Below are 16,295 nucleotides of genomic sequence, written 5' to 3' on the forward strand. Positions count from 1 at the left end.
ACAACAACAACAGTCGAGTGACAATAACTTTATCTCATTAATGGCCGCGCAAATCTGCGACACCAATTCACCTATTTATAGTATATTTTTAAATTTTGGATCGAATCACAAAAAAATCTCCGTTTGCCGACAGACGTAAAGAATATAATAAAGGTCTTATAAAAAGAGACACACAGCCCGTTGTTGTGTGTCTCTTTTTGTTATTAAGCTAATGGTCAGGATAACGTAGTTAACAAGCCGTATTAGCTTTAGTAGGAAGTAGTCTATAGGAAAAGGAGTGTTTGGAATGTCTACTACACATACACTCAACTACAGCGGGACGATGAAGTGACCCAATTCAGAGCTCCAATTCCGTATAAATCCGCCGATCACGATAAAGCAACGGATCAATTTAACGATGACCTGCTCAAAATTTATCAATTAATCTACAATTTAGGAACTGACGCTACGAGCGTTAATTGGACATGGAGGTAATCGATAAATTCTCGATATTAGAAACTTTTTCGATTTAACGAACAACTTTAATGTGAATTGATTGAAGTTGTTTGTAACAAGTGTTATTCTAACAACGGTAAACTCGAAATCTGTGCTATTCAATACATCTACTAATGGTCACTAATTTAGTTATAAAGAAAGGTAATACTATGATAAAAGTTGAAAACTTGTCCTTCTCATTTCCGCAAAAAGAATTATATAAAAACATTTCATTTACGCTTGAAGAGACACAACATTGCGCTTTTATAGGAACAAGTGGCAGTGGGAAAAGTACACTGATCGATATACTGATGGATCCAGAAAGATATTTGTTCGAGGGCATGTTAGAAATAGATCCGACTTGCAAAATTAGGCATGTAAGTCAATTCCCACAATTCGACAAAACGAAAGAAACAACCGTTTTTGAATATATTGGGGAAGAATTTATTAAGCTACAAAATGAAATAACATCTATTTGTACGGAGATGGAAACATCATCGGATATGGATGCGTTATTAGAAAAGTATCAATTAGCTTTAGACACATTTGATTCAATCGGTGGGGCTGATTTTGAAAGCAACATTAATAAGAAACTAAATTTCGCAAACCTCATGAAGCTAAAAGATCTTAGGGTATCCGACCTGAGTGGTGGGGAATTCAAACTTATTCAAGTGATGAAGGAAATGCTTAGTAGTCCAGATTTATTGATTATGGACGAACCCGATGTATTTTTAGACTTTGAAAACCTAAATGCGCTTAAAAATCTGATTAACTCTCACAAAGGAATGCTGCTAGTCGTTACGCACAACCGATATCTATTGAATCATTGTTTTAACAAAATTCTACACCTTGAAAACATGGAGATCCAAGAGTTTGATGGGCGGTATATTGCGTATAATTTCTCATTACTTCAGACAAAAATTGAGTTGCAAGAAATCGCAGTCGCTGAACAAGAAGAAATTGAGAGATACGATAACATTATTGATAATCTTAGAGCTATTGCAACGTATAATTCAGAAGCATCTAGAGGTAGAGCATTAAAAGCTAGAGTTAGGTTTCAAGAAAGATTAGAAGCGCGTAGAATTAAAGCGCCATTTGTTGATATTAAGCAACCGAATATTAGTTTTGGTATTGAAAATGAGATTGAAGACACCATTGTTGTAAATGTCAATAATTATCAAGTTTCGTTTGATGAGTTGCTTCTAGACAATGTTAACTTTGAGATAAAATCTACGGATAAAGTAGCCATTATTGGTCCAAACGGTACCGGGAAAACGACTTTACTTCGAGATATCTTTAACAATAATCATGCTTCAATTGAAATAAATGCTGATGTTAAAGTAGCTTATCTATCTCAAAATCAAGGAGAAGTACTAAAGGATTCTAATACAATACTAGAAGAATTCATCGATGCTGGGTTTAAAACGTATGATGAGGTCAGATCGTATATGTCAAACTATGGCTTTGAAGGAGAAATCGTTAATCAAAAGATAGCCTCTTTATCTGGCGGAGAAAAAAACATGCTTCAATTGGCTAAAGTATCTGCCAGTAAAGCAAACGTATTGCTTCTTGATGAACCGACAAGCCATTTGGACACCTATACACAAATAGCGCTGGAGAAAGCCATTGAAGACTATAAAGGTGCGATTCTCATGATTTCTCATGATTTCTACTCTGTTGTAAATGGTATGGATTATGTGTTAATCATTGACGATAAGACGATTAGAAAAATGAGTATGCGAAAATTTAGACAGATGATTTATGCTAGTCATTTTGATAGAGACTATTTAGAAAATGAACAAAATAAAAAATCGCTTGAAATGAAAATAGAATTGGCTTTAAAAGATACTAATTTTGAACTTGCAAAAGTATTGGTTGATGAGCTAGAAAAGCTGATTAAGTTGCTTTAAATCCTTACGCTCGATTAAATCGATCCTGCAAACTAATTGTCGGTCGACAAGAACGTTGTCCGAATGAAGTCCGTGTAAACCGCGGGCTTTTTTAGTTATCCGATTGCAAACTAGCAGTAGACTGTCCTGTAAGTTTGAACTTGAGGGTATTTGGTGCTGCTTATTTTTGGATACTTTAAGCAGCTATTCTAAAGGTGTCATTCCTTTAAAAGGGAAATATATAATGGAGGCACATAATATATGAGTGAGAATAAAATGCGTTTAAGTAGGCAAAAATGGAGAATAAGGAAATGAAGGTGTACACATGAGACAACGAAATAATGAAATGTTGCTCCACGAAAATGACGCAATTTTAGCAGGAATAGTACTTAAGCATATCCGTCAAGGAAGTTACGAATTGAAGGCATTTTCAGAAGCCGCCGAGCGATTAGGAAGCAGTATCAGTGCGTGTTCATTCAGATGGAATTGTGTGGTTAGAGCAGAACATGAAGAGGCAATTGATGCAGCTAAAGCTGAACGTTTACAACAAAGAAATAGCATGCGAAATAAATCAGGATCCTTAATTCTAATAAGTAATCGGGGATAAGGTTTTAATGATTACAAAGCCACTTGCCAAAGTGGCTTTTTTCGTCTGACTAAATGGGAATTGATAGTTCCCCAATATCCATCATTACTGTTTGGTTGATTGACAAAATTTAAAATTATTTGTATCATTAATACAAGTAAACCAATCGGAATTAAAAGAAAGTGAGGTTGATTTCTATGTTATTTGTTAAAGAAATTATTTGCAGTTTTTTGTTATGCGTCGCATTCGTTTGTTACATTAAAGAGTTTAAACAAGGTGATTGGCGATCGGAAGTTTAATGGCAAGAGTGAGGCTGTTTTAAAACGAAAAAACGGCATACCATCAGATTGACGGCTACCGTTACTGTCGAACACCATTTGTAATTATAGATGAAAAGAATTAGTAAAAAACGGATACAAGTACCTGCCCCAATATAGTCAACGCTACAAATCCCACAATAGCCAAAACAATCGTGTTTCTTCCTACTTTTTTGAAATCCGTCATGTTGATACTCAGACCAAGTCCTGCCATTGCAATAGACATTAAGAAAACGCTTGCCGTAATTAAGAAGTGAATAAACGACGAGGGCAATAGACCAGTCGTATTTACCATACTCATAGCTAAAAAGCCGAAGATGAACCAAGGAACGGGTAGGTTTCTCCAACTTTTTTTAACCGCTTCTGTTCGCTCACCGGTACGATAGAAGTAACTCAATAGAAGAGCAACAGGGATCAGAAGAGCCACTCTGCCAAGCTTGACCAGAATAGCTGTCTCACTGCTTATATCTCCGCCGGGAACTCCAGCTGCTATGACGTGTGCTAGTTCATGCAGCGTAGAGCCTGCGAAAACTCCGTAAGTATAAGGATCAAGCCCAAAATAAGGGTATAAAAAAATATAAAAAACAGCGCCAATAGTCCCCAAAATTGCTATGCAAGCGACAGAAATTGCCGTTTGTTCTTTTTTTGCGCCTATTAAAGGTGCAACAGCGACAATGGCAGCCGCACCGCAAACCGCGGTACCAACGGCAATCAAAACCCCTAACGTCTTATCAACCCGTAACCATTTGCCCAAGAAGATCATAGTAATTAGAGTAAATGCAATCACGATGATGTCGATCAAAACGACTCGCATTCCAGCATTCAAAATTTGATTGAAATTTAAGCGAACTCCCATCAAAATAATCCCTGCGCGAAGCAAAAACTTGCTGCTAAACGTTATCCCGATACTGGCACCTACAGGAACATCCATCACGGATTTCCATAGGACACCAAGCATGATGGAAATAATCATAATACCCATTATGGAAAAGAAGGGGGCTTCTGCAATACGGCCCGCCAAAACAGCGAGCGTAGCTGTTAAAGCGATACCTTTTAGGGGCTTTTTCCAACTAGCCATATCACTTACAGCGGTTGTTCCGAGAGGACTCGGCTGTATATTAGGAATCTGCAATACTAACATCTCCCATCGCCAAATTTCTTTCAACAAAATAACTAAAGCGGCTTCATAGATATGTCTGTAGGTTCTTCGCTTTCATCCTTTAAGCTGACCGGTATTCCTGCAAGTTCGAGTTCAACGAGGAGTGTTCTTTCGACACTGCTTAGATGTTCGAACATTCTCGAGCGTGCTAGCTTTGCGTTGCGATCTTTAATGGCCTCTGCAATAAGCATATGTTCCTTTAGTGATTGCTCAACCCGCCCCGGAATTTTCATGGATTGCATCCTGCTTTCCCGCAGCAAATCAATCAAATTAGTCATGACCCGCATAACAACTTCATTACCTGCTGCCTCAGCGACTGTCAAATGGAACTGTTGATCGGATTCAGACATAAACTTATCACGTTCTTCTTTGGTTTGAAACTCTTGCTGCACGATGACTTTATTGTAACAATCGCGTGTCGTTTCGTAGATTTGTTCCAAGAAGTCAGACGTTCCTCGCTTAGCTGCTTTTGCGGCACTCTCCGTTTCAATCATCTTTCGAACTTCGAACAATTCATAGATCGTGTCGGTCTGCAAAAACAAATAGGAGGCTAAATTGTCAAGTCGCGCGCTTTGGTCTGCAACAAAAACGCCATGACCCTGGCGAATGTTAAGTAAATTCATTGCTGATAAAATTTTGAATGCTTCTCGAATGGTTGGTCGGCTGACATTCATCATTTCCGCCAATTCACGTTCGGAAGGAAGTTTATCACCGGGTTTAAGCTGACCGGAAGCGAGTAGTTCATGGATATGTTCGACCACTTTGCGCGAAAATGTTTTGCGTTCTTCATTTATCGATTTAAACACGCGTACCAACCTTCTTTCTCTTAACCCTCTACAAGGGACAGACTTCGTGAATGAACGGATTTATTATAGCAAAATAGTGATCTAAAGACATCCATTTCACGATTTTCGGAAGGATGAAGCTAACAAATACATGTATAGTTGGATACCCCGAAGGGCATCCAACTATGATGAATTGCTGCGTATTTGAACTCAGGGGTCTTAAGCACTTCGATACAGCTTGGTCATAACGAACTCTTTATGTCCAAGCGCTTCTGCTGCAGTCAAACGGCCGTTTACAACACGGCAGAGGTAATCCATCAGCAGATCGCCAGCTTCAGTTAAATTGATTTCACGGGATAATAGTCCACTGCAGTCAACATCGATATGTTCACTCATGGTGTTTACTGTTTTTGGATTTGCTGTAACTTTGATAACGGGTTCAATCGGATTGCCGATAATGTTCCCTTGACCTGTAGGGAAGAAATGTAGAACCGCTCCACCGGCGGCCATCAGTGTAATGCACTCAGCGGCTGCGGACGATGTATCCATAAAGTAGAGTCCAGGCCCATTTTGAGGCATTTCGCCTGGTTCAAGAGCACCAATTACTGGCTTACAGCCTGTTTTCTCGATATTGCCAAGAGCTTTTTCCTCAATCGTTGACAGTCCTCCAGCAATGTTACCTTGCGTAGGTTGAGAACCGAGTAGATCGACACCTTGGGATTTTATTTCAGTAATATAATCATCGTAAATGGACATAAACTTATTGCGGACTTCTGAAGTTGCACAGCGATCCGCAATCAGATGCTCGCCGCCTGTAAGCTCTGAGGTTTCCCCGAAGAATACAGTTGCACCGGCATCAACCAAACGGTCAACGGCCTGACCTACAGTAGGACAAGAGCCTAGTCCTGTTGTTGTATCGGACTCACCGCATTTAATGCTAACCTTTAGCTCTCTTAATTCGATAGGTTCACGCTGCAATTCAGAAGCCCATTGAACGAATTCTTTTGCTTTCCATGAAGCTTGGCGAATAATTTCCAGATCACCTGTTCCTTCGATGGAGAAAGAAGCGACTGGCTTACCGGTTTTGGCAATTCCATCAGCAATGACCTTCGTCCAATTCGGCTCAATACCAATGACGATCACGGCAGCTACGTTTGCGTTAGAACCTGTGCCGATCATAGTACGGAAATGAAGCTCAAGATCCTTCCCATATTGAAGGCGCCCATAGGCGTGGGGAAGGGACATCACACCTTGAATATTGCGAGCTACAGCTTCACAAGCCGTATTGGAAATATCGTCTACTGGAAGAATGATTACATGATTGCGAATGCCTACATCACCGTTTTCTCTACGATAACCATAAAGTTGTTTTGTCATCTTCTACCACCTCAAAGTTTTAATATTGTGGGTATGAACATAATCGCCGATTTTGAAACCGTCTGGCGCATAACCGATTGGCAAGCCGTATTCCAGAACATGAGCTTTAGGAGCCAATTGAGCAATGGATACTTTGTGACCAAGAGGGATGGAGCTATTGGCTATAACCTCAATGGTTGTTTCGTCATCCATATAGACACCGATCACTTTCTCGCCGAATTCAATGTCCGATGTAGCCACACCGACATGATCTCCTTGCTTGTGAATTAGAAACTTGTGCATCGTGTAAGCCTCCTTGAAGGTTAATTTTTGGTACCTATCATAAGGGTAATAGGTAAGTGGTATTACCAATTATGAACTCAGTATAATCTGACAATTCTATTTTGACAATAACAATTTCAAAATTTTGGTACAAGCCCATAAACGTGAAGCAGATCCGCCCAAAGTTTAATCGAAACGAGAATGAGCGCAACGGACATTACGGATTGAAGGGACCTAGATTTCATTCTATTTGCGAGTCGTGATCCGATTAGTCCGCCAGGGATAGCACCTATGGCTAAAATGAGACCTTCGATCCATGGGAAGCCAGTTCCAGCACTTCCAAACGTTTTTCCGATGAGAGCACCGACCACAAGAAGTAGTCCTAACGCCAGTCCAGTACCCACGGCTGTTCTAGATTCGATTTTAAATACATTCATCAAAACCGGTAACAACAAAAAACCAGCACCTAAACCAAACATACCGCCTAATAATCCGATACCGAGGCCTAAACTGACAGCCCATGTTTTATTTTGGTATGGAGGGGAGGTTGCTTTAACCCGCTGCAGAAACATGGAGGCCGTTGCAATCAGCGCAAGTATGGCAAAAATGGCGGTTAACAGCTCATGGCTCATCTGATTCGATAAAACACTGCCAATTGTACCGCCAATCAATGAGGGAGGTCCCATATATCGAAGCAGATACCAATCAATGAGATGGTTTTTCCAATACGTAACCAGACCCGAGCTTGAAGAAAAAAGAGTCTGGACGATTACCATCCCAGCAATCATATGCATACTGTATTCCTGTCCGAACAAAGGAGGGGTGAGCAGTAATAGAAAAGTGAGAATTAATCCTCCTCCAACTGACATCAGCCCCGTTAATATGCCACCGATTAATCCAATGAGAACCAAAGCAAATGACATGGTATCATCTCCGCATATGTTACTTATTTTTCCGGTTTCCTAATTCCATCAACTAAGAAGGAATTGCCTGGTACATTCATGTTCAGCTCACACAAGTCAGACCTCAAATAAAGCTTGATATGCTCGATTGGTTTTTCCTCTGCGGTAAAGCTAGTTCGCGACAACTGGATCAAAGGTTCCTTAGGATCAATTTTCAAGAGTTCAGATTGCTCTTTATTAGCAGAAAGGGCACGGATGGTTAGGTTAGCATTTTTCAATGTGTATCCGCCATGCTTTGTGAGAAGTGTGTAACCGGCATTCTGTTCGGCCAATTGCCAGGTTACGGTAGAAGCTAGTTCCCCTGGCAAATACATAAGGCTGAAACCATAAATCTCTTCGTCCCGGTAGTAGATCCGTTTTAAGAAAAGGGATTGTGTAAATTGTTCCCCTAATTGGCTGATGACATCATCAGGCGTATCCGTGAGTTTCATTTCAATGAGCTTAGGCTCCAAGTCTTTTTGCAAAAATGAATCATAAAATGCCTCCATGCCTCCTAACTCTTGTTTAAGCATTGGACCCGTGACGAAAGTTCCTTTCCCTTGCTTTCTGACAACTAACCCTTTTTCATGTAGAATTTCAATGGCCTGTCGGGAAGTCATTCGGCTAACATTGTATGTTTCCATAAGCTCTGCTTCCGTAGGAATCTTTTGATCGGGTTGAAGCTCTCCTAATTGAATGGCAGACTCGAGAATGGCTGCAATTTGAGCATACATGCTGATGTGACTAGTACGATCTATCATATGAATATAAGCCTCCTAAATTTAGAAATTAATGATTGACGTATTGTTCTATAACATTATAATACATATTATAACGATTGAATACATTTAAGGGAGAAAAGATTTTGAAATTGGGGGGATCCATGTGGCGGATGTGAAAATCAAAGTGCTTCGTTATCATCCAGATGTCGATACGGAGGCCAGGTATGATTCTTATATTGTGGATGCAAGAGAGAATATGACGGTATTAGATGCGCTATTTATTATTCTTACCGAACAAGATCAAACGATTTCATTTCGCTGTTCCTGCCGCCTTGGCATGTGCGGATCCTGCGGAATGATCATGAATAATAAAGAAGGACTCGCATGCCGGACGAAAATTGCAAAACTTGGTTCGGAAATTACAGTGCGTCCTCTGCGGAATTTGCCGATTATTAAAGATCTTGCCGTTAATATGGATCCTTTCTTTAAACAATGGCAGCGAATAAAACCTTATTTTGTTCCAACTGAAGAAGCAGCCAATGACTTTGCCGTTATTCCACCAGAATCGGACCGACGTGAAATAATTGATCAGAATATCGACTGCATTACCTGTGGAGCCTGTTATTCGGCTTGTACGTTAGTCTCTTTGGACGACAGCTATATTGGTCCGGCTGCATTAAATCGTGCTTATACACTTGTTGCGGATGAACGCGATCAAGGGACAAAGCAGCGGATGGAGGTGGCTGCAGGCGAGGATGGTGTTCTCCGTTGTCATACCCTTTTTAATTGCATGGAAGTTTGCCCGAAAAAGCTAGCACCTACTTGGTCCATTCAAAAGCTAAAAACGCGCGCAGTTACCGCTGCATTTAAAGGAGGGAGCAAATAATGGAACGTGTCCAATGTGATATTCTCATTCTTGGAAGCGGTGGTGCAGGACTATTTGCCGCCCATCATGCTTACGACAGTAATCCCAAATTGAAGATCATTGTAGCTGCAAAAGGACTGGTAGGGAAAAGCGGTTGTACCCGTATGGTTCAAGGCGGTTATAATGTCGTTCTGAATCCGAACGATTCCCTCGATATGCATTTCAAAGATACCCTTAAAGGCGGCGGTATGATTAATAACCAAGAATTGGCGTGGACGTTAGTCAGCGATGCACCCAAACGAATTCGCGAGTTGGAAATGAAGATGGGATGTTTCTTTGACCGCAATCCGGATGGAACGATACATCAGAAGGCATTTGCCGGACAATCGTTTGACCGCACGGTACATAGAAAAGATTTAACGGGAATAGAAATTATTAACCGATTAAGGGATCAACTTTATGCCAAGGAAAGTGTCATTTGTTGGGATGAAGTACGTGCTGTCGAGCTTTTATATAATGACAATCAGAGTGTTGTGGCAGGATGTCTAATGTTAAATTTACGTACAGGAAAATTTATTGTGGTAGAGTCTTTAGCTGTCATTATCGGAACTGGCGGCGGAGCAAGTATGTATCGAATAGCTGCTCCATCCCTGGAAAAAGCGGCAGACGGCATGGCAATGGCCTATCGGGCGGGCGCAAATTTCATAGATATGGAAATGATGCAATTCCACCCAACAGGATTGCTAGCGGAAAACTCGCGACTGAATGGCGGCGTATTGGAGGAAGGGCTGCGAGGAGCAGGCGGCCATCTATATAATTCACTCGGTGAACGATTTATGCAAAAGTATGATCCGGAACGGATGGAACGTTCAACGCGGGACCGTGTAGCGCGAGCAGCCTACATGGAGATTATGGCCGGACGCGGGACTCGATTGGGTGGCGTACAAGTATCGGTTGCACATTTGGGCCGTGAAAAAGTGTTGCAAATGTTCCCGGGCATGGTTGATCGATGCAAAGATGTTGGTCGCGATCTAAGTATGGAACCCGTAGATGTAAGTCCAACCGGACATTTTCATATGGGTGGAGTCACGATTAATAAGGATTGCTTTAGTGGGATACCCGGATTGTTTGTAGCCGGTGAGGATGCAGGTGGGATTCATGGTTCCAATCGACTTGGAGGGAACGGAGTTGCCGACTCCACGGTATTCGGTGCACGAGCGGGAGATGCAGCTGCTGAATATGTGATGGGAGTGAAACGTCATAGAATTTCTGAAAGCCAGGTGAATCTAGTTGTTGACCAAATGATGCAGCCTTTTAAACGGGAAAAAGGTGAGAACCCATTTCAATTGCGTAAAGAAGTTGGCGACTTGATGTGGGAGAAAGTAGGACTAGTACGAAATGGCCCGGATCTCAAAATTGCTATTGAAAAGTTAGCGGAATATGCAGATCGAGTGAAACGAATTAGCGTAGCTGGGGTAAGAGATTATAATCTCGCATGGCATGAAGTGTTGAATGTTAAAAACATCGTGGAGATCGGACAAATGATCGCGTTAGCTTCCTATTTGCGGACAGAAAGCCGAGGTTCGCACTTCCGAACTGATTGTCCGGTAACCGATAATGAGAATTGGTACAAAAATATTTTCATGAAAAAAGGTACGAAAGGGCCTGAGACAGAGATTCACCAAGTTCAATTTACTCATGTCCAGCCAGAGGAGATATTTGGGGAAGTTGCCAGAGTTAAGGTCGCAGCAAGTTAACTCAGCATTTGTTAGGAGAGTGAACCAGATGAGTGAAGTAAAAATAACGAAAGATCACAAATTAATTGATGTAGACCCGCGAATTTCTAAGGTAGATGTCTTGCGACGCCATTCTGTAGGGATGAAAGCTTGGCTTGTTCACCGCATTTCCGGTGTAGGGTTATTACTATATTTACTAGCACACATTGGTACAATGGGAACTGCTATGTTCATGGGGGAAGGAGCCTTCGATGGGGTCTTTCGGGTTCTGTTTCATAATCCGGTCTTTCTCTTTTTCGATTTAATCATACTTGCTGGTGTTATTATTCATTCTTTAAATGGTATTCGATTGGTGTTATTGGATATGGGTTTTTTTGTTAAAAGACAAAAAGAGTTGTTTGCGCTCATTTGTTTTCTTGCTGTAGTTATATTTATATGGCTGTTTACTCGAGCATTCCTTTAAAAAACCCAATAAAGTTATGCTTTTTAGCTTATCCCTATTACTTTTCGGGAACCCCATACCTAATTAGGAAGGAGATATAACCTTGGATTCGACATCTAAAATAAGAAGAAATGTTCTCACTTGGTTTTTTCAAAGAGTCAGTGGTGTCGCTCTTATTTTCTTGGTAGTGATTCATATGTGGAACTTGCATTATGCTCATCCTGACGTGCATCCAAGTTATCCAAATTTAGTAGATCGATTACGTACATTTGGGTATATCGCTTTGGATTTTAGCTTGCTTGCTCTTGCGTTATTTCACGGGTTAAATGGCGTACGCAATATCGTTCTTGACTATACAAGCAACAGTCGTATTATTAAACGCTGGAGTCTTAGTTTGATGATAGTAGGAATTGTATTTTCCCTTTGGGGCGGTGCAGCTTTAATCAAAATTATGACCATGGGTTAACAAAATGAGGGAGGCTATGGGAATGAGCAATATGCAAACGAGTTGGCAAGTCGAGGAAAGCACTTATAAGGAAATAGAGAACGCATGTAAAGAAATTTATATTCGGTCATTAAAAGATCTTCCTCCTGATATTCGGGCAGCCGTACAGCGGGCTTATGATAAAGAAACATATGCAACCGGAAAACAAATTTTGAGTACGATCTTAAAAAATATTGATGTGGCTGATGAAGAAAATATGCTAATTTGCCAGGATACGGGCATACCTGTTTTTTTCATTAAAATCGGCAGAAATGTTCGTTTCGATGGGATTCGACTGGAAGAAGCCATTCGCGAAGGCACGAAAAGGGCCACCTTGGAGCATCCTTTACGCTCAAGTGTATGCGATACGATTACCCGTAAAAATACAGGAACGGCAATCGGCAAGAAAGTTCCAGTGCTCAATTGGGAATTTGTGGAGGGATCGTCCATCGAGCTGATGGCGCTACCCAAAGGTTCTGGATCTGAAAATATGAGTTATCTCAAAATGTTATATCCAGCTGAAGGGCTTAACGGCGCGAAAAAATTCATTATCGACTGTGTCATCAATTCAGGAGCGAATCCATGTCCACCAACCTTAGTTGGGGTGGGAATGGGGGGGACGGCAGACCTCTGTACGGCATTGGCCAAGAAAGCAGCGGCCAGAGAGATTGGTAAGCCTAATCCAGATCCAACCATTGCGGCGCTCGAAGAAGAATTACTGGACGCGATCAATCTAACTGGAATCGGACCGAACGGATTAGGTGGGGCTGTTACAGCTCTCGCAGTTCATATCGAGACGGCTGATACACATATTACAATGAATCCAGTTGCCGTCAATATGATGTGCTGGCCAGCACGCCGGATAAGAGCTACATTTGAAGAAAGTCAATCGGTTGTAATTAGTTATTAAAGAGAGGGGGATTCCCATGGCACACCATCTTCTTCAAACGCCTATGACAGACGAATTCGTTAAACAGCTTCGAGTAGGAGATACCGTTACAGTCAACGGACATATCTTCGGTATTCGCGATGCAAACCTAATCCGAATATTCGATCATAAGACCGATCCGCCGGAGGATTTAATACCTCAACTTAGAGGTGCCGTAACGATTCATACAGCACCTGGGGTCAAGAAGCTGGAAAATGGTAAGTACGAAAAGGTATGTATTGGTACAACAACAAGTACGCGAATGGATCGTTTTGTAGAAGGTTTATTCGATCAATTTGGCGTTAAAGCGATCACTGGAAAAGGCGGTATGCTTGAACCTGGTGCACAGGCTTGTGTTGATCTTGGAGGCGTTTACTTCTCCATTGTCGGAGGAGCTGCAGCGCTCGAGACCATACAGATTGAAGAAATTGAAGATGTATGGTGGGAAGATCTAATGCCTGAAGCGATATGGAAGCTGCGAGTTAAAGATTTCGGTCCGCTGCTCGTTTCAGTAGATAGCTATGGTGGGAATCTGTATAAAGATGTAAAAACCCAAGCCATAAATAATCTCGATAAGGTTTATGGGCGTTTAGGTATAAAATAACGACAAACACGGAGCCTAGCGAGTTTACAGGCTCCGTTTCAACTTACTCCGTAGTATCCAGATTTTACCTATATGGAATGGGGTGCTTAGTATGCGAATTGTCGTTGTGGAAGATCAACAGGAATTGTGCAACGTATTGGCCAAACGAATTTCAAGGCTGCATGATGACTATGAGATTGTTGGCAAGGCGTACAACGGTTTGGACGGTTTGAAGATGATTCAAGTAACACGGCCAGATGCAGCCTTTATCGATATCCGTATGCCTTTTATGGATGGCTTGGAGCTATTGGAGCGGTTAAACAAGGAAGAGAAGCAGCAAACGAAATGCATTATTTTATCGGCTTATGCCGATTTTCCGTACACACAACGAGCTATTCGCAGTGGCGCATTCGATTACTTATTGAAGCCTATATCCAATTCTATTCTTGAAGAGGTGCTGGTACGGCTGGCGGATGATATGGATGCGCGAATCGGATTGATGACAACCGGCATATCAACAGTATACGGGTTTCCACAATATCCTTTGGGATCTTATGCAGAAAAGCAAGTAAATTTATTAATTCATGAGAAGAAAATTACGGATGAGGTCGTCCTACAAGTGCTAAGAATTATCAGTACTGAGTACATGCATGCAATAACACTAAACAGTTTGGCTGACAGATTACATGTTAGTGAGAGTCACTTGTGCCGCATATTCTCTAGAAAGGTAGGGATGAACTTAATTCAATTTCTAAACAGTTTTCGCATCAATCTTGCTAAAACCCTTATGGATGATACGGAAATGAAAATCGGCGACATCGCTAAAATGATAGGTTTTGGCAATATCACCTACTTTGGCCGGTTATTTCGTAAACTAACGAGTTTAACCGCTTCGGAATACAAACAAAGATTAATTAAACCCAATGAGTTTTCGATATGAGGGATTCCATATATCCATCCCATATGAAGTCGTCCCTACGCAAAAAAATTGTGATTGGTTTTATTGTTTTTATTAGCATTCCTCTCCTATTCTTTGAATTTGTCCTGTTTCAATCTTGGCTAGGCATTACTCGGGGGATTGTTGTTCATCAATATGAAACGATTCTAGGGGATTCCATACAAATTCTTCGTCAAAACCTCGTTTCCATAGAGAAAATGAACGATACCATTTACCGGGATTATCAGAGCGATAACTTGCTTTTCGACAAGCTGAAATTATTATCGGACAACCCTTCTCTAACAAATGACTCCTATGTGAACGCTGTATTTACGCAACTAAGCAATCAGTTCTTCAGTCAAATGAATGCTCAGATCATGTTCACCTACCTCTCTATGCAGGGTAATATTATTTATCAACGCTCCAATCAATCCGCGCAAGTATATGTTTCAGACTTCTTGTCATCCTACAAGGAACAACCCTGGTTTCAACAAATTAAGGCAAACGGTCCGGTCAATTCGGTGTTCTCTGCTCATGAATCCTATTTTCAAGCTGTTGATCCATCCACTTACATCTCATTTGGTCAAGTGATTCGTAGTCCTGTCGATCTGCGGCCCTTGGGTATTAGTTTGATATCCGTAAATACCTCCATATTCGAGCAATTATTAAAGTCGCCTTCAGATAACGAGTTGATCAAAACATTTGTAACCGACTCGCAAGAGAAGCCCATATATTCAAATGACCATATCGAGCGAATCCCGGTAGATGCTTCCCATATATTTAAACAAACGATCCAACCTTACAACTGGGAAGTCAGGGCCTATCTCTCTAGTGAGCGTCTTTCACGGAGTTACATCGTGCCTTTAATCCAGAACAACGGGTTATTTGTGATTGCAAATTTCCTCATGCTGGCTGTGATTATCGGGTTTGTAACTCGTCAACTAAAACCTTTGTACATATTGGCGGATAAGATGGAGAAAGCCAAGGAAGGTCATTTTCATGTGAAAATCGGAAAATATTCAACCGACGAGCTCGGGATGTTATGTGATATTTTCAATGAAATGACGACAGAGATTCAGCGTCTATTCGAAAATCAGAAGAAGGATTATCAGGAAAAGCTTTACTTCCAGATGAAGTCACTGGAGTCGCAAATCAACCCTCACTTTATTTATAATATGCTCGATTTGATCCAATGCCGTGTATACGAGGGAGATCCAGATAAATCATCCGATTTGATTGTAGCTCTGTCCGTAATACTACGGTATACGACGACCCGTCCTGGTGAGAAAGTGACATGTGCGCAAGAACTCACATGGTTGAGAGATTATATCTTTTTACAGCAGCAGTTGATTGGCAAGCAGGTGGGCGTTCAGATTGAATTTGAGGATCGGATTATGTCATTTAAGGTAAATAAGCTCATTCTACAACCCATTATCGAGAATGCATTCATTCACGGGTTCGAACAAATCAACATAAATGCCAAACTACTGATAAAAGTCTATGTGGATGCCGGCCGGCTTTGCTTTGAAGTTAGGGATAACGGCAGAGGCTTTTCGGAGCCGATCGATCTGCAATTGACCCGGGACAACGTAGACGAGTTGAAAGATTGGGGAACAGGGCTATACGTAACAGCACAACGTTTCTTACTTCAGTCTGACAATGCAACTTTCCATTTACACAGTGTCCCCAGTGAGGGTACGTACGTCGTAATGAAGCAAGATTATCTATCTCAGCAAATTTGTACGAATGATATGCTAATTCCGTAGGATAGTACGAAAAATGAAAGCCTTTTATAATAAGGATAATATA

17 protein-coding genes are annotated in these 16,295 nt (G+C 41.2%); 11 read left to right on the top strand and 6 right to left on the bottom strand.

Features of this window, described 5'->3' with window-relative positions:
• The first annotated feature begins 327 nt into the window (after nucleotides 1–327).
• The 3 genes from L6I86_RS25630 (at nucleotide 328) to L6I86_RS25640 (ending at nucleotide 2,970) form a co-directional block, all read left to right on the top strand.
• Entirely contained in the window at nucleotides 328–474 is a 147-nt protein-coding gene (locus L6I86_RS25630; protein ID WP_236291240.1) for a hypothetical protein, read from the top strand.
• A gap of 170 nt (nucleotides 475–644) precedes the next feature.
• Complete coding sequence (locus L6I86_RS25635) at nucleotides 645–2,384, top strand: ABC-F family ATP-binding cassette domain-containing protein (RefSeq protein ID WP_236291363.1); 1,740 nt, start codon at nucleotides 645–647, stop codon at nucleotides 2,382–2,384.
• A 304-nt stretch (nucleotides 2,385–2,688) separates the two neighbouring features.
• Nucleotides 2,689–2,970 carry a hypothetical protein gene (locus L6I86_RS25640; protein ID WP_236291241.1) on the top strand — a complete coding sequence of 94 codons (282 nt, stop codon included), beginning with the start codon at nucleotides 2,689–2,691 and terminating at the stop codon, nucleotides 2,968–2,970.
• Nucleotides 2,971–3,348: 378 nt separating this feature from the next.
• Here the strand turns inward: L6I86_RS25640 and L6I86_RS25645 are convergent, their stop codons facing one another.
• From L6I86_RS25645 to L6I86_RS25670, 6 genes are all read right to left on the bottom strand, one after another.
• Complete coding sequence (locus L6I86_RS25645; RefSeq protein WP_236291242.1) at nucleotides 3,349–4,398, bottom strand: YeiH family protein; 1,050 nt, start codon at nucleotides 4,396–4,398, stop codon at nucleotides 3,349–3,351.
• A gap of 41 nt (nucleotides 4,399–4,439) precedes the next feature.
• Complete coding sequence (locus L6I86_RS25650; protein ID WP_236291243.1) at nucleotides 4,440–5,231, bottom strand: FadR/GntR family transcriptional regulator; 792 nt, start codon at nucleotides 5,229–5,231, stop codon at nucleotides 4,440–4,442.
• A gap of 198 nt (nucleotides 5,232–5,429) precedes the next feature.
• Complete coding sequence (locus tag L6I86_RS25655) at nucleotides 5,430–6,587, bottom strand: UxaA family hydrolase (protein ID WP_236291244.1); 1,158 nt, start codon at nucleotides 6,585–6,587, stop codon at nucleotides 5,430–5,432.
• A 3-nt stretch (nucleotides 6,588–6,590) separates the two neighbouring features.
• Nucleotides 6,591–6,869, bottom strand: coding sequence for a UxaA family hydrolase (locus L6I86_RS25660; protein ID WP_236291245.1), 279 nt, complete (start codon nucleotides 6,867–6,869; stop codon nucleotides 6,591–6,593).
• 116 nt (nucleotides 6,870–6,985) lie between these two features.
• A complete protein-coding gene (locus L6I86_RS25665) occupies nucleotides 6,986–7,771 on the bottom strand; it encodes a sulfite exporter TauE/SafE family protein (RefSeq protein WP_236291246.1) in 786 nt (261 codons plus the stop codon).
• A gap of 23 nt (nucleotides 7,772–7,794) precedes the next feature.
• Nucleotides 7,795–8,550, bottom strand: a complete 756-nt coding sequence (locus tag L6I86_RS25670) for a GntR family transcriptional regulator (protein WP_236291247.1) — start codon at nucleotides 8,548–8,550, stop codon at nucleotides 7,795–7,797.
• A gap of 124 nt (nucleotides 8,551–8,674) precedes the next feature.
• On the opposite strand from L6I86_RS25670, the gene L6I86_RS25675 reads away from it, so the two are divergent.
• From L6I86_RS25675 to L6I86_RS25710, 8 genes are all read left to right on the top strand, one after another.
• Entirely contained in the window at nucleotides 8,675–9,397 is a 723-nt protein-coding gene (locus L6I86_RS25675) for a succinate dehydrogenase/fumarate reductase iron-sulfur subunit (protein WP_236291248.1), read from the top strand.
• Entirely contained in the window at nucleotides 9,397–11,133 is a 1,737-nt protein-coding gene (locus L6I86_RS25680) for an FAD-binding protein (protein ID WP_236291249.1), read from the top strand. Before L6I86_RS25675 ends, L6I86_RS25680 begins: the two co-directional genes overlap by 1 nt.
• A gap of 28 nt (nucleotides 11,134–11,161) precedes the next feature.
• Nucleotides 11,162–11,575: a succinate dehydrogenase, cytochrome b556 subunit gene (gene sdhC / locus L6I86_RS25685; RefSeq protein WP_236291250.1), complete on the top strand. Its 414-nt coding sequence runs from the start codon at nucleotides 11,162–11,164 to the stop codon at nucleotides 11,573–11,575.
• Nucleotides 11,576–11,657: 82 nt separating this feature from the next.
• Nucleotides 11,658–12,020, top strand: coding sequence for a succinate dehydrogenase/fumarate reductase transmembrane subunit (locus L6I86_RS25690; RefSeq protein WP_236291251.1), 363 nt, complete (start codon nucleotides 11,658–11,660; stop codon nucleotides 12,018–12,020).
• Nucleotides 12,021–12,042: 22 nt separating this feature from the next.
• Nucleotides 12,043–12,948 (top strand): fumarate hydratase, encoded by a 906-nt coding sequence (locus L6I86_RS25695; protein WP_236291252.1) that lies wholly within the window; start codon nucleotides 12,043–12,045, stop codon nucleotides 12,946–12,948.
• A 16-nt stretch (nucleotides 12,949–12,964) separates the two neighbouring features.
• Nucleotides 12,965–13,570 (top strand): FumA C-terminus/TtdB family hydratase beta subunit, encoded by a 606-nt coding sequence (locus L6I86_RS25700; protein WP_236291253.1) that lies wholly within the window; start codon nucleotides 12,965–12,967, stop codon nucleotides 13,568–13,570.
• Between the two features lie 91 nt (nucleotides 13,571–13,661).
• Nucleotides 13,662–14,489 carry a response regulator transcription factor gene (locus L6I86_RS25705; RefSeq protein ID WP_236291254.1) on the top strand — a complete coding sequence of 276 codons (828 nt, stop codon included), beginning with the start codon at nucleotides 13,662–13,664 and terminating at the stop codon, nucleotides 14,487–14,489.
• 23 nt (nucleotides 14,490–14,512) lie between these two features.
• Nucleotides 14,513–16,252, top strand: coding sequence for a cache domain-containing sensor histidine kinase (locus tag L6I86_RS25710; protein WP_236291255.1), 1,740 nt, complete (start codon nucleotides 14,513–14,515; stop codon nucleotides 16,250–16,252).
• Nucleotides 16,253–16,295 lie beyond the last annotated feature (43 nt).

Source organism: Paenibacillus allorhizoplanae, assembly GCF_927798215.1.
GTDB lineage: Bacteria > Bacillota > Bacilli > Paenibacillales > NBRC-103111 > Paenibacillus_E > Paenibacillus_E allorhizoplanae.

Coding starts and splice junctions, on each gene's coding strand:
- L6I86_RS25700 (WP_236291253.1), top strand. CDS start 12,965: ATGGCACACCATCTTCTTCAAACGCCTATGACAGACGAATTCGTTAAA.
- L6I86_RS25660 (WP_236291245.1), bottom strand. CDS start 6,869: ATGCACAAGTTTCTAATTCACAAGCAAGGAGATCATGTCGGTGTGGCT.
- L6I86_RS25680 (WP_236291249.1), top strand. CDS start 9,397: ATGGAACGTGTCCAATGTGATATTCTCATTCTTGGAAGCGGTGGTGCA.
- L6I86_RS25640 (WP_236291241.1), top strand. CDS start 2,689: ATGAGACAACGAAATAATGAAATGTTGCTCCACGAAAATGACGCAATT.
- L6I86_RS25655 (WP_236291244.1), bottom strand. CDS start 6,587: ATGACAAAACAACTTTATGGTTATCGTAGAGAAAACGGTGATGTAGGC.
- L6I86_RS25710 (WP_236291255.1), top strand. CDS start 14,513: ATGAAGTCGTCCCTACGCAAAAAAATTGTGATTGGTTTTATTGTTTTT.
- L6I86_RS25705 (WP_236291254.1), top strand. CDS start 13,662: ATGCGAATTGTCGTTGTGGAAGATCAACAGGAATTGTGCAACGTATTG.
- sdhC (WP_236291250.1), top strand. CDS start 11,162: ATGAGTGAAGTAAAAATAACGAAAGATCACAAATTAATTGATGTAGAC.
- L6I86_RS25670 (WP_236291247.1), bottom strand. CDS start 8,550: ATGATAGATCGTACTAGTCACATCAGCATGTATGCTCAAATTGCAGCC.
- L6I86_RS25665 (WP_236291246.1), bottom strand. CDS start 7,771: ATGTCATTTGCTTTGGTTCTCATTGGATTAATCGGTGGCATATTAACG.
- L6I86_RS25695 (WP_236291252.1), top strand. CDS start 12,043: ATGAGCAATATGCAAACGAGTTGGCAAGTCGAGGAAAGCACTTATAAG.
- L6I86_RS25635 (WP_236291363.1), top strand. CDS start 645: ATGATAAAAGTTGAAAACTTGTCCTTCTCATTTCCGCAAAAAGAATTA.